Source organism: Serratia sp. HNCC26DJ206 (assembly GCF_057180605.1).
In genome coordinates this window covers 21,009-35,258 of the sequence record NZ_JBXUGP010000031.1, presented here as the reverse complement: position 1 = coordinate 35,258, position 14,250 = coordinate 21,009, and the positions used below count along the sequence as shown (strand labels likewise).

General features: G+C 44.2%; 16 protein-coding genes and 3 pseudogenes. 9 read left to right on the top strand and 10 right to left on the bottom strand.

Features of this window, described 5'->3' with window-relative positions:
* Positions 1-6 precede the first annotated feature (6 nt).
* From AC2A1E_RS19435 to AC2A1E_RS19395, 9 genes are all read right to left on the bottom strand, one after another.
* Positions 7-324 carry a hypothetical protein gene (locus AC2A1E_RS19435; RefSeq protein ID WP_484385110.1) on the bottom strand — a complete coding sequence of 106 codons (318 nt, stop codon included), beginning with the start codon at positions 322-324 and terminating at the stop codon, positions 7-9.
* The gene (locus AC2A1E_RS19430; RefSeq protein ID WP_484385109.1) at positions 317-643 is read right to left on the bottom strand and encodes a hypothetical protein; all 327 of its coding nucleotides are present in this window, start codon (positions 641-643) and stop codon (positions 317-319) included. The genes AC2A1E_RS19435 and AC2A1E_RS19430 overlap by 8 nt, the downstream gene beginning before the upstream one ends.
* Positions 640-837, bottom strand: coding sequence for a hypothetical protein (locus AC2A1E_RS19425; protein ID WP_484385108.1), 198 nt, complete (start codon positions 835-837; stop codon positions 640-642). The genes AC2A1E_RS19430 and AC2A1E_RS19425 overlap by 4 nt, the downstream gene beginning before the upstream one ends.
* The gene (locus AC2A1E_RS19420; protein WP_484385107.1) at positions 830-1,327 is read right to left on the bottom strand and encodes a host cell division inhibitor Icd-like protein; all 498 of its coding nucleotides are present in this window, start codon (positions 1,325-1,327) and stop codon (positions 830-832) included. Before AC2A1E_RS19420 ends, AC2A1E_RS19425 begins: the two co-directional genes overlap by 8 nt.
* Complete coding sequence (locus AC2A1E_RS19415) at positions 1,320-1,928, bottom strand: hypothetical protein (protein ID WP_484385106.1); 609 nt, start codon at positions 1,926-1,928, stop codon at positions 1,320-1,322. The genes AC2A1E_RS19420 and AC2A1E_RS19415 overlap by 8 nt, the downstream gene beginning before the upstream one ends.
* Before the next feature lie 35 nt (positions 1,929-1,963).
* On the bottom strand, positions 1,964-2,371 hold the full coding sequence (locus AC2A1E_RS19410; RefSeq protein WP_484385105.1) for a hypothetical protein: 408 nt from the start codon (positions 2,369-2,371) through the stop codon (positions 1,964-1,966).
* Positions 2,364-2,798: a hypothetical protein gene (locus tag AC2A1E_RS19405; RefSeq protein ID WP_484385104.1), complete on the bottom strand. Its 435-nt coding sequence runs from the start codon at positions 2,796-2,798 to the stop codon at positions 2,364-2,366. Before AC2A1E_RS19405 ends, AC2A1E_RS19410 begins: the two co-directional genes overlap by 8 nt.
* 16 nt (positions 2,799-2,814) lie before the next feature.
* Positions 2,815-3,060 carry a helix-turn-helix transcriptional regulator gene (locus AC2A1E_RS19400; protein WP_337262624.1) on the bottom strand — a complete coding sequence of 82 codons (246 nt, stop codon included), beginning with the start codon at positions 3,058-3,060 and terminating at the stop codon, positions 2,815-2,817.
* Positions 3,061-3,470: 410 nt separating this feature from the next.
* Positions 3,471-4,736 (bottom strand): integrase domain-containing protein, encoded by a 1,266-nt coding sequence (locus tag AC2A1E_RS19395; RefSeq protein WP_484385103.1) that lies wholly within the window; start codon positions 4,734-4,736, stop codon positions 3,471-3,473.
* Positions 4,737-5,180: 444 nt separating this feature from the next.
* On the opposite strand from AC2A1E_RS19395, the gene AC2A1E_RS19390 reads away from it, so the two are divergent.
* The 6 genes and pseudogenes from AC2A1E_RS19390 to AC2A1E_RS19365 all read left to right on the top strand — a co-directional run.
* Positions 5,181-6,497 (top strand): tyrosine-type recombinase/integrase, encoded by a 1,317-nt coding sequence (locus tag AC2A1E_RS19390; protein ID WP_484385102.1) that lies wholly within the window; start codon positions 5,181-5,183, stop codon positions 6,495-6,497.
* Between the two features lie 516 nt (positions 6,498-7,013).
* Entirely contained in the window at positions 7,014-8,081 is a 1,068-nt protein-coding gene (locus AC2A1E_RS19385) for a hypothetical protein (protein ID WP_484385101.1), read from the top strand.
* A 106-nt stretch (positions 8,082-8,187) separates the two neighbouring features.
* Positions 8,188-8,424 (top strand): helix-turn-helix transcriptional regulator, encoded by a 237-nt coding sequence (locus AC2A1E_RS19380; protein WP_484385100.1) that lies wholly within the window; start codon positions 8,188-8,190, stop codon positions 8,422-8,424.
* Between the two features lie 45 nt (positions 8,425-8,469).
* Entirely contained in the window at positions 8,470-9,228 is a 759-nt protein-coding gene (locus AC2A1E_RS19375) for a hypothetical protein (protein ID WP_484385099.1), read from the top strand.
* A 302-nt stretch (positions 9,229-9,530) separates the two neighbouring features.
* On the top strand, positions 9,531-10,154 hold the full coding sequence (locus tag AC2A1E_RS19370) for an inovirus Gp2 family protein (RefSeq protein ID WP_484385098.1): 624 nt from the start codon (positions 9,531-9,533) through the stop codon (positions 10,152-10,154).
* A 58-nt stretch (positions 10,155-10,212) separates the two neighbouring features.
* Positions 10,213-10,514, top strand: a pseudogene (locus AC2A1E_RS19365) (IS630 family transposase); the annotation flags it as partial.
* Positions 10,515-10,825: 311 nt separating this feature from the next.
* On the opposite strand, the pseudogene AC2A1E_RS19360 reads toward AC2A1E_RS19365, so the two are convergent.
* Positions 10,826-10,975: pseudogene (locus AC2A1E_RS19360) on the bottom strand (IS5/IS1182 family transposase); the annotation flags it as partial.
* 845 nt (positions 10,976-11,820) lie between these two features.
* Between AC2A1E_RS19360 and AC2A1E_RS19355 the strand changes: the two are divergent.
* The 3 genes and pseudogenes from AC2A1E_RS19355 to AC2A1E_RS19345 all read left to right on the top strand — a co-directional run bounded on the left by AC2A1E_RS19355 (position 11,821) and on the right by AC2A1E_RS19345 (position 14,186).
* Positions 11,821-12,594 (top strand): winged helix-turn-helix domain-containing protein, encoded by a 774-nt coding sequence (locus AC2A1E_RS19355; RefSeq protein ID WP_484385097.1) that lies wholly within the window; start codon positions 11,821-11,823, stop codon positions 12,592-12,594.
* On the top strand, positions 12,581-13,087 hold the full coding sequence (locus AC2A1E_RS19350; RefSeq protein ID WP_484385096.1) for a hypothetical protein: 507 nt from the start codon (positions 12,581-12,583) through the stop codon (positions 13,085-13,087). The genes AC2A1E_RS19355 and AC2A1E_RS19350 overlap by 14 nt, the downstream gene beginning before the upstream one ends.
* A gap of 129 nt (positions 13,088-13,216) precedes the next feature.
* Positions 13,217-14,186 (top strand): annotated as a pseudogene (locus AC2A1E_RS19345) (IS630 family transposase).
* The last annotated feature ends 64 nt before the right edge of the window (positions 14,187-14,250 follow it).

Sequence of the window (14,250 nt, the reverse complement as noted above, 5' to 3'; positions counted from 1 at the left end):
AGTACATCAGCGGATTGCGCCCCGCAACGGTGGCAATTCACCCGCAAGCTGACGGCAACGGTACAAATCCACCACGTCATAAAACCCTGTTGCGAGTTCAGCCATAACGGCCAGTGAGTCACCCATGCTTTGTAACTCCCATATCTGCGGGTCGAGGCTGTCACCCATACCGGAGAGTAAACGCCCGGTGGTCATGATTCCTTCCATCAGTTTGCGTCCACAAAATTCGGCATCATCAAACAGGCGTTCAGCTTGCTTTGCGTCAGCGTTGCGCATGGTGTTAAGCATCAGTTCGGGAATGGTGGTGTTATACATATCAGACATGGCTGGCTCCCTCGCAGGTTGCAGGTTCTTTGTAAGACTCAATAACAGCATTCATAGCCCGAATTAAATCCGGGGCGCACATCAGGAAGCTACTCAGGCGGGCTACATCGGATGGGGTGAAATGGTGCGGCTGATGCCCCGTCACCGTGCTGGCCTGTATGGCTGAACCGATAAATTCCAACCCATCAAGTAGTGCGTTACGGGAAACCTCCGCATCACTGCGCAGACTCCAACGGGCCGCATCGGTGGTAATGGCGTCCATTGCGTGATTCAGCACGTCATAAACACAATGATGATTGAGCGGTGCCGGGTTAGTCATGCTGCACCCCCTAAGACTTCCGTGGTTGTCACGTATTTAAGCGGACTACCAGCCGCCTGCACTGTTTCATTAAGCTGTGCGGCCTTGTTCCGTGCGGCTTTGCTGGTTTTGTACTGGCGATAATACTGAGAGGATTCCGTGCGGGTCGGTTTGCCGTTGAAATACTCTGTAGTGGTAATGAGGATTTTAAACATGGCGCACCCCCTGAGAGGGAACCCGGCCAGCAAACAGCAACACGAAATCACGCGCCAGTAAACGGCGTGCGGTCAGTTCATCCGGTGCAGTGACAGATTCCCGGTGCGGGGTATCGCGCAGGTCAGCGCGGCGAACGGCAAGAAAGTGAAAGGTGAATTCAGGGTGTAAACGGGTAGGGGTAGCAACCATAGCGGTGGCCTCTGCTTTGAGTTTTGCAAACCTCACCAGACCGCTGTCAAACGGGGTGGTGAGACGTAACAGGGTTGACAGACCGGTCAAAGCGGAACCCGGCGAGCGCAAAGGCTCCCCCGCTACGTCCCACCATAATTGGGGCGTAACTAGTTTCTTGCAGGCATAAAAAAACCGCATATTGATTAAGCGGTATTTACCCGCGCTTTGAATCAGGCTGTCAAACCCGGCCAGTGGATTTACACCAGCAAGGAAACCATAGCAGCCACCAGCGGCGGCAGGCAAGGTATTTTTACGCATGGAGCACCCCCACGGCGATTGAGGCACACACCAGCAGCGCAACCAGCACCAGCAGGAACACGCCCACAGTAGCGCAGGGAGGGGTATTAGGCGGCGTTGGTGCTGCGCTATGGGTTTCATGGCGTAGGCGCTCAGATGCCCTTAGGGCGTCCAGTGGGGCAGCAATCAGCGTGGCCGCACACCAGACCGAGCCGCCGCGCTTGATGTGTACCGGCGCATAGAGCGGCAGGGCATCAAGCACCCGATTAACCCGGTGAGCAGTCAGAAAGGAGTAACGCACTAGCACAAAGCCAGCACCGCCATGAGTGGAGTAATCAACGTGTATCACGCCCCAAAGCCTGTACAGCGCCAGAGAACACCAGTACGAAATCACATGGCGGCAGGCGACAAGCGGCGCATATATCGGGGGCATCGACAGGGCTAACCACAGGCCAGCCAGTGGGCTTTTGCCAACCAAGGAGGGGCTTCCCTTTGGCTGGCCGGTTTTGACCGTGTGGCGGTTGCTGGTGGCCGTCACGGTGGTAGCGCCGATATGCAGCCTTTCCAGCATTTGAGCGCAGCAACGCAACCCCACCAGCGCAGGATAAAATAAACGGTTCATAAATTAAGCCTCAGTAATAGATCTGTATAGCGGCATTAAATACGGTTAATGATTTTATATATTTGCCTGTCAGTGATATTAAACTCACTGGAAAGTATTTTTAATGCATGGCGATAACTTGGGTTTTGTTTGACTAATTCGTTAAACCTGCTGTTGATTTCTTTATTCCTTTCGTGGCGCATTAACTTGGTTTTCACAGCGGAAAGCATCTGTATATAAATACGGTCACGTGAGAAGTCACGAGTAAGCAAGGTTGCCGATTCCTTGCCTATCAGGTCAATAATTTCTCGTTTAGTGGATGAGTCTCTATCTCCCACAACCACATCAAGGTTTAGTCCGCCATACCGCTTCATGATTAACAGTGTATTATCAAGACCAATAACGCCAACCATTTGCAGCATGTTATCAGAAAGAAAACGCAGATAATCTTTATTGTCACGCATCACAACCCCCTTTTAATATCGTTCTTACTGTTCTTTCGGATATATCAAATTGAAGCGCTACGGCGTTTCTTGCTGCCATTACCTTCATTCCCTTGGAAACATTATCAGTGTATTGAACCATTACAGCTTGACGCATGGCAGCTTTTTCTTGTGCTGAAATTGCAGGTTTCAAAGAGGGGATGTAAATAAAATCATCACCACTGGATGAAAGCAAATCAACAACCCGTCTTGCTTCTAAATCCCCAAGTGCATCAGTACAGTATTTAAAGAAGATGCTGTGTTTTCGATAGCAATTACCGTAAGTTTTCCCGCCTATTTCCTGCATGAGTGTAAATGCCGATTCCTGACCGATAATAGTAATCAAGCGCTTACCTGTTTCCGGTAAGAATTCATATAGATCTTTGTGGTTGATAACTGGCTGTTTCATTGGTTATTTCTCCACATTACGCCGATTGACGGCTTTTATTTTTAGATAAAATTGCTTCCAAAACCTTATTGCGTTCATCAATACGGGCTTGTAGCCAAGCATTAACTTCCGATTCAAACCAACCCACACGGCGCAGGCCACGACGAAAACCCGGAATGAATTCCCCGGCGCGTATCATGTCGTCAATGCTGGTGGTGGAGCTAAGGCGGAGCAATGCGGCAACCTCTTTCTTGGTCAGTATTTTTTCGGTGGAAGTAGTCATGTCAGTGTTCCCGGTTGTATCTGGCCCTTACTGGCCGTACACACATCATTTCAGAGGTAAAAAAAGCGACTAGGTGACGGCGCTTCTCTTATTAGCATTTTGAAAAACGTGTATACTAAGCAGTTTCTTTAAAAACAGCCGTGTTGATTACTCTTTGATTAATAATAACTATTAATTTTCCATAAAGAAATGAACGACTTGACTGTCAGATATGCGGGAAGAAATAGTGTGAGATATTTTATTTTTTTGTTTCAGTATGTGTAACATCATTTCACTTGCTGCTTTGTATTTCTATGTTTTTATTTGGTTTTTTATTCTATTGTCGTTTATTGAAAAACTATTACGCATAGTGCAATAAGAATAAATCATGTGAATTATCCTTTATATTGCGCTGAGTATATTGTTTTCAGTTATTGATTGACGATTTTAAGCCCACGAATACCACCAGCGGCGCTAAGGCTTCCGGTTGCGGCCTGCTCAACGAAATCACCCCACCACGCCATAAGCGTGCGGCGCTGTTCCAAATAGGTGGAGCGGTTATAGACGCGGCGCACCTCATCCTTATCCAGATGTGATAACGCCGCCTCTATCACATCAGAGGGGAAACCCTGCTCGTTTAGAGCGGTACTTGCCACAGAGCGCAGACCGTGAGCCACTAGCCGCCCACCATAGCCCATACGCTTAATAGCAGCATTGGCGGTTTGCTCACTCATTGGCCGCTTGGGGTCGCTGTAATGAGGGAAAATAAAATCACGGTGGCCGCTGGTGGGGTGCATGGTTTCCAGAATGGCTAACGCTTGCTTGCTCAGGGGAATGATGTGTTCCCGGCGTTGCTTTAGTCGGTCTTCCGGTATCCGCCACTCATTGGCCTGAAAGTTGATTTCATCCCACCGCGCCCCGGCAGCTTCCACAGGGCGGCAGATGGTCAGTAACTGCCACTCAATCACTAATCGGGTTTGCCGCTCTACACGGGCAACGGCAAGCGCTTGCATAAAATCAGGTAGTTCCTCCGGGCGTATGGCTGGCATATGCCGGACGATAGGGGCATTAAAGGCTTTGCTGATTTTGGCGGCTGGGTTTGCCCCAATCAGGCCAGAGTTAACGGCGTAGTACATCACCTCGTTTATGCGTTGTGCCAGACGACGCACCGTATCAGCCTTGCCTTGTGCTGATACCGGCGTTAATGCGTCTATAAAATCCCTGGCTGTTAGTGATGTAATCGGATGCCCACCAATTGCGGGAAAAACATCCCTTTCCAGTGAGCGCCAAATATCTTTCAGAGTTCCTTCTGCCAACTGCTGACCGCGCTTTAGTTCGAACCATGCTGCGGCTACATGCTCAAACGTGTTTGCTCGTTGCGCCTCCTCAGTTCGCCTTTGCTCTTTGCGGTATTCTACCGGGTCAATGCCTTTTGCCACCAAAGCGCGATATTCATCTTTGGTTTTGCGTGCGTCAGCAATGCTGATTTCTGGATATGCGCCAAGGCTTACCATTGCACGCTGTTTGCTGTGCGGTTTGTAGTAGCGAAAGCGCCAAAGGGTGGAGGCGTTGCCAGCCTTGATAACCAATTGCAGGCCGTCACCGTCCGTAACAAACAAATCTTTATCAGAGGCAAGTGCATCTCTTTGTAGGCTTTTGATGGTTGCGGGAGTTAAGGACTTGTGAGTTTTCGCCATTGGTTACACCCCGGTTTTGTAAGAAAGGTATACGGTAAAAATGGGTTTTAAGGTGCTTATACCCAATCGTATACCTAATTAATCTGGCTCTTACACTATCAAACTGGCCGTAACTGGACAATAAAAAACCCGCAAACCTAGGAGGAATGCGGGTTTACTGTTTTTAACTGGCCGTATCTGGTACTTGCCGGTTATCGATTTGGTGGCCCCTGCTGGGTTTGAACCAGCGACCAAGCGATTATGAGTCATAGAATTGATGTGTTCGTAATTGTTCGCCATTGTCGCGAAATGTTTTTTATATTCTATATAATCAGATGGTTATGAAGTGATTTTTGTTTCCATTTGGTTGTCTCGTTTCCCCATTGTACTATCGTTACCTGACCCATTACCTGACCCGAAATTAGCATAGGGTCAGGTAACGCTCAATCCTTTATAGGTGGATTTATGGCAGCGAATCTCACAGAAACAGCCATTCGTGGATTAAAGACAAAGAGCACTGCCTTCTACGTGTGGAGCAACAGTGCGCAGCGTGGAACAGGGCGACTTGGTGTAAAAGTGCAGCCTTCTGGCAGTAAGGTTTTTTACTTCCGTTATTACGTAGATAAAGGAAAGAAAGAGAAATTCATTCAGTTAGGCATCTGGCCTGAGATGAAACTGGTGACCGCCAATGAACTGGCGAAGAAGTATGGTGCCTGGCTTGTTGAAGGGAAAGACCCTCAGCAAGAGCTTGAACAACAGCGCTTGGCAGAACAGCACGTTATGCAGCTCCATCGTTCTCAGGGATCGTTTGAAGAACTGGTGCATGGCTACGTTAACAAGATGAAGCTCGACAATAAGCGAACCTGGGCCGATGTCCTGAAACGTCTTGAAAAAGAGTGCTACTCGGTTATTCCTCGCGAAACCAAAGCGAAGGATGTGACGCCTCTGCAGATCAAAACCATCCTCTCAGGAATTATCCAGCGTGATGCGGTGGTCCATGCGAACCGAATTCGTTCCTATCTGATGGCTGCATTTAACTACGGCCTGAAAGCCGATAACGATCCGATGAATACCAGCGTTGGTGTTTCTTTTGGCCTCGAGGTTAACCCGGTGTCGGCCATACCAAAGCAATCCTCGGCTGAAAAAGTCGGCGATACATGGTTAACCTTGGAAGAGTTGCGTTTTGTCATGGAGCAGTTTGCGCAGGCAACCAATGTTGGGCCGCTGATGCAGCATCTTATCCGCTTTTGTATTTATTCTGGCGGGCAGCGTCCGTTTGAAATGATTGCCAGCCAGTGGAGTGCGATTGATTGGCAGCAAAAGACGTTACTGGTCATAGCCGATGTATCGAAAAACAAGCGTGAGCACCTGATCCCGCTTACCGAATCAGCATTACGGGAATTAGCCTCTGTAAAAGAGCTGACCAAGGAAAGTGGTAGTCCCTATATTTTCCCTCTATCAACCAATGGCGAGCGCCCGGTACGTACCGATAGCTTGGCGCGTTCCATCATGTATTTCCGTACCTTTAATCCTGAGTTTAAAGTTTTCACGGCGCGAGATTTACGCCGTACCTGCAAGACGCTGATGGGGGAGGCTGGTATCAGCAAAGAGATCCGCGATCGTATTCAGAATCACGCTTTGAACGATGTCAGCTCGAAGCACTATGATCGGTACGACTACTTGGCAGAAAAACGTAGGGCGCTTGAGACCTGGGAGGATAGGGTCAACAACTATCAACGGCAGCAGGAAAACAACGTTGTGAACTTGTTTGGGCGGAGGTAAATGTATGTAAAAACATGACCTTAGTTGTGAAAAAGATTGGTGTCAGTACTGTTCTAACTTGAATAGCTTTGCTGCACATAAACAACAAAGGTCAGTTGTCCTGACGGTAGTTAGCTGACGTAGAATGGCATTCCTAATGGGTTAATAAGTAAGGAATGCTCTTAACAGAACAGGAGCACAGGAATAAAAGAGAAACTGTATTGTGCTGTGCAATAAATTAGATATTCGCCGTAAAAACAGCCGGGCATAGCCTTGTTGAGCCATCGACAAGTAGTTCCTAAGTAGCTTCTGAATACCGCTCTAGTTGGCGATTTTGAGTAGTTTTAGCCTAAGCGACGGTGGTAATCAAGGAAGCCCTGTGGTGACGGAATTTTTTTGCCGATAATGAGCAATTCCTTACGCAACAAGGTGTAGCGCAATTAGGAAGCTATTTAGCTTCCCTAAAAGGCTTTATAGCCTCGATTATCGTGATATAATTATTTATTACTTATAATGTTAATGTGTTGGTGGTGATATATGAAAGGTGATTATGATCCCATTAGTTTGCTTGATTATCTTTTTTCTTGTGAAGAGATAGAAACTCTTGATGATTCGAAGGAGTTTCATAGTGTGGGTTCTTTCTCTAAAAAATTCAATATCAAATTTGAAGATATACTTGCTACATGGTTAGAGAATAAAATAAATTTGTACATTAATCTTCGTGCTGAATACTGCAGGATTAATCGTTATACTAACAAAAAAGAATTTCGCTACAAAGTAAGCGACATTGGTACTAGCAGGGATTTTTATCAAGGTGAAAATATTCATAGCCCTTCAGTAAGAATTTTCACACCTTGCGGGCAATCTGAAATTAAAGAGCATATGGATTTTAAGGCGGGGTGTTATTATAAATATATTTACAATGGTTATGCAAGTGGTTATTGGCGACTACACCCCACAAATATAACTCATTTAGTAAGAGAGCATTACAACCTTAAAAATTCCAAGGACGATTGGACGGCTATTCCAGGTGAGGTTAAAGTTTATGGTCGGGATGGAAATGATTATCTACTTTTCAATAAGAATATCGCCATCCCTCATGCCGAGCTGCTTGTTGATAATTACAGTTATCAAAATCTCATTCAAGCGTTATTACCTGATTGTGACGAATCTATTGAAATTGAAAACTATTACTTACAAAACTTAATAGTTGCTCTGTTAATTAGTAGGCATTATCGGAAAGCTAACAAAGAGCTAAAGATATTATCTGCGTCAGAAAGTTTAAATGCAGATAGGAAGGGGGCGGAATGTGAAAATATTAAGGCTGTCAGTCGCTCCAGCCTTGCTCGATGGCTTAAAGATGTTTTTAAACAAGGTAATAGTTTAACTATACCAATGAAAAATGGGCGACGCACTCCTGAAAAAGATAATGTCATATATATAATAGCTAAAGCGTATTATTGGGCGGATAATAAAAATGTAACATTTGATTCATTGGTTAATGCACTGCTTGAAGAGTGCGAGAAATTTACGTTACAGAAAAAAATCACCTCATCACAATTAATGAAATACCTAAAAGATATAGCATCACTTTCTGCTCAATAAGATGTCCAATAAGGTGCTCATCATGTGAGAATTTAGTGGGCACCTCATTCCTTTAAAAATTAATTTGAATCGTACATACTGTTTTCACTGATACATAGGAGGCAGTATGAGAACAACATTTACCCCCCCGAGCCCTGAGCAAAGATTACATATCTTGCAAGACTATGGTGAGAAAGGTGATCGGTTAGTGCGTGAAAAGGAGCGCCAATACATTACTTCAATCTCCCGCTCAACCGCGTGGAAGCTGGAACGAAAGGGGGAATTTCCCTCGCGCAAACAAATCGGGCAGAAATCGTGTGGTTGGTTATTAAGCGATCTGCTTTATTGGATTAGTCAACGATAAGAAAATAGTGATCTCATTAACTTAAATGTTCTATGGAGGCCTACAATGGCAAAGGAAATAACGTTCAGCTTTACACATGAATCAACGTTAAAACGTATCGATGAATATGCACAGATAAACGGCATTTCACGTTCTGCTGTTATAGCTTTATTATTAGATTCTACGGCACCGTTACTGAACGAAATGGTAAGCCATTATCATGCAGCAGATGAAATTAAAAGTACTTTATTAGCAGCGTGTCAATTGGTGAGTACACAGGCTATTCGCTTAAAACCTGAAATGAGTAAAGAAGATCATTACACTAAAATCTGGAGAGCATACATACTATATCCTTCAACTGTTATAGAGCTAGGATTTAGTAAATACAAAGCTGACACATCCAGTATGGGGGCGTCTGAAAGGGAGGAAATACGTTCAGACCTCCAGGGATACATTGATAAATATAACCTCAAGAAAGCTATGTATGTCTATAAAGACAGACGTGTAAACCATTCATATCATGCTCCTTGGGGGGAGGCTAATACTATCTTGATTAGGGAAACAACATTTGGTGGCTTCATCTATGACTTCAGTGCAATTGTGACCTTGCCATCTGACGAACTTAATTTTTTTGATATTGATGAAGTACTAAAAAGAAATAATATCTATCCTCAACATCCATACGTTTGTTGGATACCTATATATCATATAAACAACAAAACGGTGATGATACCGGTTATTCATCAGGATAACGCACCAGATTCAGCGAAGAAAAATAGTGACACCATTATCATTAATCCATTTGGGGAGGAGGAAGTTAATTAAAGTTATAACACTCATTTTTAACAAGGTAATGCCTTCCAAATTAAATCTAACTATAGAGTTATATTTAATGGCTCAGAGCTTCCCATACCTATATTTCACAACACCTTTAATGGTGGATAGGTATTATATACTGTAATGTAATGTACATGCATTGTATCTATATCTAGAAAGATACCTGTATTAAACAAGGTGTATGTCCGTATCGATATACACCTACCCTATAACCTTACTCTAAAGGTATTACTTACTCGTATAACAGTAGTAGTACCGTTATACGTAATAGCTAGCTAAAAGGTATTATTATGGAAACATACGTTACTCAATACGGTGAACATATCACTCGTTACCGAGATAGGATCATTGACGTGATCCATAAAGCAACGAATCAATACTCCAGCGTAACAGCATTAAGAGTGGATCTCCATTACCCTGCTATTTACGATAACGGTGACACAGTATCCTGTTTCCCTAATACCGACCCTAATGTGATGGCTAGATTTACGAATTCCTTAAAAGCTAAACTGGATGCAGATTACCAAAGAAAACTAAAAGTGGGTGGCTATGCTGATAAATCCTCTCTCCGTTATGCCTGGGTGAGAGAGTTTACTCAGGAAGGGAAAGTCCATTACCACACTTTCCTATTCCTGTATAAAAAAGCGTATTACCACTTAGGGGATTACGATCTCGGCAGAAACACCCTAAGGACGATGATCACCACAGCTTGGTACAGTGCCCTAGGGTTAGTACCTGACACGGCATCGAGATTGGTGGAGTACCCTGACAACGGGAAGTACGACTTGCTGGCCAGAGATATCCGGGTAGGTATCTACCCAGGTGACTTACTGAACCGAATTGATTACCTCACGAAGGTCAGAACGAAAGTCTTTGAAGACGATTATCGTTCGTTTGGTTGCAGTAATGGCTGAGTGACACTTTGCTCTTTCATATGGGGGGCAGCTAAAGCATTGCTCCCTTGAACTGGTGTTACAGGGGGCGTTAAGCACCGAGTTGTTGGTACTTATCGTCAACCGGCTTTTTAATGTAAAACTCCATCCTGCCACCTTATACCGATACCTGATTCGGGCAGATTTTGTCTGGCGCTAACACCACGCCGATGTTGAAAAATTAAAGATCCGCATTATGAGGAAAAGCGACACGCTATTGAGCGGGCACTAGCTCAGGAACAAACAGAGCACCCCGTGTTTTATCAAGATGAAGCCCATATCGACACGCCTCCTAAAATCGGCGCAGACTGGATGCCCAACCGCCAGCGTTTTTTCGTCGCAGTTGGGAGATGGTAAGCAATATGGCTGTAGCCAGCTTTGCTGCCTCAACCAGCCTCGTACCACACCAGTGCAGCACCGACGGTAAAAATACGCTTTTAGGGGCAAGTATACGCGAATATAAAAATCTGTAACGGTTGCTTGTGTTAGCGCCAATGATATAAGACAAAACGGCTATAAATCTTGGCGTTGACACTTGTCCAGTGCCAGGGGCTTTATCCAGAAAATAGATTATCAGTCATGGTTCTGGGCACAATTGGCAGAAAACACTCCTGCGTGGTGTGTTGTGCACAGGCCAACAAATTAGCTCGGATATCATGACAGTAGAGATGAGCAACGGCATCGCGAATAAATTCAAAATCGATGTCTCCATCGATTTGGCGAACCAGATGGTCTTCAGGGACCAATTCATCCAGAGTGATGGTTTCAAAACGATATTGCTGAGGATAGGGGCTTTTGAGCATGGCCGTCAGTCCATTTTTGCACGGACCTTATTAGGCTTGAACAGCGGGCCACTCTGCTCTGAGCCTTGATAAAGGGCTTTTGTGTCTACGACGGCACCACGGACAGTTAAGGGACAAAGCCTAGATCAAAGTCTTGGCCTCACGGCCAAGACTTTGTAATCAATCTGAAATTCACCTATTCAAGAGGTGAATTCTTGCTTTTGTTAAAAATATTAAACACTTAATAAATTAATTAAATATAATTAAAATCTAATAATTTTAATTATTTAGAATTAAATTCTATTTTTAATTCAAATCATGATATATGCAACCTAAGATGCGAGATTTATCTTAATATCTTTCTCAAGCGAAAAGGTATGCCCCAAGACAATGTGCGATTTATCCTATGCATGATCCTATGCATGAAGAAGCCGCAAGCGAGATTATGTTTTGTCATTTATAGTTCATTAACGAGATTGCTGCGGGTAGCCTAAAAATTAGCGGCATCAGTCCAACGGATCCCCTTTCATAACTGGGGAGTTTTCTTGGTGAGGTAGTAAAAGATGGCTGGTTGTTATACTGCTGTGTGTTGCGGGCGGGGACTACAATTCTCTAGCGGTAGGTATAGTTTGTAACTTGACTTTGAAGAACTTGACGCTGGGTTCCGGCCTGACGGCAGCATTGTCGATTGACGGCAATCTGTTGGGTACATGTATGCACATCGCTGCCGGAAATACAATGCATATGCTATCTTAAAAGTTATCAGCGGTGGGGGCTGGCGGGAGTTTATAGCAACTCGACAGCCCTGCTTATCAATTATGATGGTACTGCGATGGTGTGGAAGAGATTGTACTGGGGAAAGCAAGGTGAAATATCTCATTGATGGTGTAATTGTTTTTAGTCCAGGTGATGGACTTTATCTTGTTACATCAGAAACGGTGGATTTTAAGCTGTCATTGGTTGCGGACAGAATACTATTTTTGCTGGTTACCCTGAATGGGGAAGTTGTTTCAAGACAGGAAATACATGATTATTTATGGAAGGAATGTGCTCTTGATGTCTCCGGGGCCAGTATCAATAACAATATCAGTCATTTACGAAGGTTTTTTAAAACATTGGGTTTGAATGACTTCATTGTGACAACACCCAAGATCGGTATTAGTGTCTGCCAAGGTATACAGATAGAACCTTTCCCTCGTGAAATCGTACCCGAAGTCTCCCCAGAAGTGGTGGTGCCTGATGAGAGCACATTAAGTACCATCACTTCAGGAAAAACCAAGTGGGTATCGTTTATCTTTATTGGGCTAGTGCTGCTCAGTGTGTTACTGTTTTTATTCTTACGCTATAGCCCATCAGAAACAATAAGCAATATTGGGCATATCAAAGATTGTAAGGTTTTTTCTCTCGAGAAACTCTCTGATACAGAGTCAGAACTACTAATGGCATCAGTTAATAAATTTCTTGATGAAAATTCAGTGAGATGCACACAGGCTAAGGTTATAATTGCCAGTTCTCAAGATAAAGGACGGAAATACCTTAGAGGGAGTAGGGAGTTTTTTGCCGTGTGTGATGAGAGAAAAAATTATCTATATTCATGCGACAGTTATTACTATTTGGGGGGGCGGAATGAGAACGAGTAGTTTTTTTTTAAGTGCATTCACTGTGACTATTCTTTTTGTTACCGGAGTGTTTCTCAACTATTTTTATGGATGGGAAAAAACGGGAGAAGAAAGCCTTCTTTCCTGTGCGTCGAATATTAGTCTTGGCTTATCGGATGGTATTTCGCTCGGCCCTGTTATTAATGGTGTGCTGTATATTAATTTAAAGAGTGATGGCACTGGGTTGTTAGAGTTATCAGGCGTTGTTAAATTGCAGGGCGTGTCGTATCCTGTATCAAGAAGAATTAATGTCAAACATGATTTTAATCGTTTGAGTATGAGCCACCTGGTGACTACTCAGGTTGTCAGTAGCCTTTCTCTTGAGCATGACAAGGCACCTGTTGGTATTATTGAAAAATACTTTATCGGAGACCCGAATCTACCTCCGCGCATTATAAAAATCAGGCGCATATTTGAGAATGGACATGTTATAAGTAACTTAAATTCTCCGGTTATGATATGCATAGATAAATAGCTTGAATTTACAGGTGTGTTTTTTTGCATGCTGATTCTAATTTATTCTTATCTATTAATGTATGTACGTTATACCTGTGATCAATGAAGATGCTTGGTTTTGTTCACGATGAGGATCAAACTGGTCGATATGAAAATACATCTGACCTCATGAGCAACGGATGGCGCTGGAAATGCTGCACAAAGCAGTAGGGATTGTCGTATGCGTGACAGAATTCGATGTGCACTTCTCGCCGCTGATGACTGTGCTATCGCCATGATCGCCAAATCCCTGCTTATTGATGAAACAACGATTTGCATGACTGGCTGAATGACGAAAAACTAGAGCCCCAAAATTGGGGCTCTGACAGCCATCTCAGTGAAGTGCAGACAGAAGAACTTATCACTCATCTGATGGATAATCTTCTCGCTAGCACGCTATCATTGAGTTGGTTGATGAGTGGTGGGGTATCCGTTACACCGTCCCCGACATCCACAAGTAGCTGCACCACAATGGTTTCAGCTACAAAAAGCCCACCGGTGTTCGTCACAAATACTGTGCTGAAGCAGGAGGCGTGCGATGACCCCATGCTGTTCATTGATGTTGTCTATCCAACACAGGGAACAAAATTGGCTTATGGATGGATACCCAAAGGCCAAGAACCGTCGTGCAAACAACAGGTAGCCGCACCAGACTGAACATCATGGGCGCACTGAATCTGAACGATATTGGCAGTACGGTGATCCGAGAATACGACAGTATTAACAGCCTGAATATCGGCCGGTTCTTCATCGCCATCCGAGAGATTTATCCGGTGAGTCAGAAAGTGATCCTCGACGGCGCAGGTTATCAGCGGTCGGAACTGGTGAAAGAGTGGGCGTATGTGATGAATATTGAATTGCATTATCTGCCCCCTTATAGCTCCAATCTGAACCCGATAGAACGGTTATGGAAGGTGATGAACGAAGAGGTACTAAATAACCGTTACTTCGCCACTGCAAAAGCCTACAGGGCAGCGATAAATGAATTTTTTGACCATGCATTGCCTGCAATTACAGGTGCGTTGGCTCGTCGTATTAATGATGATTTCCAGAACCTGGAAATTGTACCTTCAAGTTAACTGTGTATATAGAAAACACTAAAAAATCACTTTGAAATTAGAGTTAAATTAATATATTACAATA

What these genes read in the sequence shown, in the direction of transcription:
- AC2A1E_RS19435 (WP_484385110.1), bottom strand. Translation starts at nt 324, where the DNA reads ATGTCTGATATGTATAACACCACCATTCCCGAACTGATGCTTAACACC.
- AC2A1E_RS19430 (WP_484385109.1), bottom strand. Translation starts at nt 643, where the DNA reads ATGACTAACCCGGCACCGCTCAATCATCATTGTGTTTATGACGTGCTG.
- AC2A1E_RS19425 (WP_484385108.1), bottom strand. Translation starts at nt 837, where the DNA reads ATGTTTAAAATCCTCATTACCACTACAGAGTATTTCAACGGCAAACCG.
- AC2A1E_RS19420 (WP_484385107.1), bottom strand. Translation starts at nt 1,327, where the DNA reads ATGCGTAAAAATACCTTGCCTGCCGCCGCTGGTGGCTGCTATGGTTTC.
- AC2A1E_RS19415 (WP_484385106.1), bottom strand. Translation starts at nt 1,928, where the DNA reads ATGAACCGTTTATTTTATCCTGCGCTGGTGGGGTTGCGTTGCTGCGCT.
- AC2A1E_RS19410 (WP_484385105.1), bottom strand. Translation starts at nt 2,371, where the DNA reads ATGCGTGACAATAAAGATTATCTGCGTTTTCTTTCTGATAACATGCTG.
- AC2A1E_RS19405 (WP_484385104.1), bottom strand. Translation starts at nt 2,798, where the DNA reads ATGAAACAGCCAGTTATCAACCACAAAGATCTATATGAATTCTTACCG.
- AC2A1E_RS19400 (WP_337262624.1), bottom strand. Translation starts at nt 3,060, where the DNA reads ATGACTACTTCCACCGAAAAAATACTGACCAAGAAAGAGGTTGCCGCA.
- AC2A1E_RS19395 (WP_484385103.1), bottom strand. Translation starts at nt 4,736, where the DNA reads ATGGCGAAAACTCACAAGTCCTTAACTCCCGCAACCATCAAAAGCCTA.
- AC2A1E_RS19390 (WP_484385102.1), top strand. Translation starts at nt 5,181, where the DNA reads ATGGCAGCGAATCTCACAGAAACAGCCATTCGTGGATTAAAGACAAAG.
- AC2A1E_RS19385 (WP_484385101.1), top strand. Translation starts at nt 7,014, where the DNA reads ATGAAAGGTGATTATGATCCCATTAGTTTGCTTGATTATCTTTTTTCT.
- AC2A1E_RS19380 (WP_484385100.1), top strand. Translation starts at nt 8,188, where the DNA reads ATGAGAACAACATTTACCCCCCCGAGCCCTGAGCAAAGATTACATATC.
- AC2A1E_RS19375 (WP_484385099.1), top strand. Translation starts at nt 8,470, where the DNA reads ATGGCAAAGGAAATAACGTTCAGCTTTACACATGAATCAACGTTAAAA.
- AC2A1E_RS19370 (WP_484385098.1), top strand. Translation starts at nt 9,531, where the DNA reads ATGGAAACATACGTTACTCAATACGGTGAACATATCACTCGTTACCGA.
- AC2A1E_RS19350 (WP_484385096.1), top strand. Translation starts at nt 12,581, where the DNA reads ATGAGAACGAGTAGTTTTTTTTTAAGTGCATTCACTGTGACTATTCTT.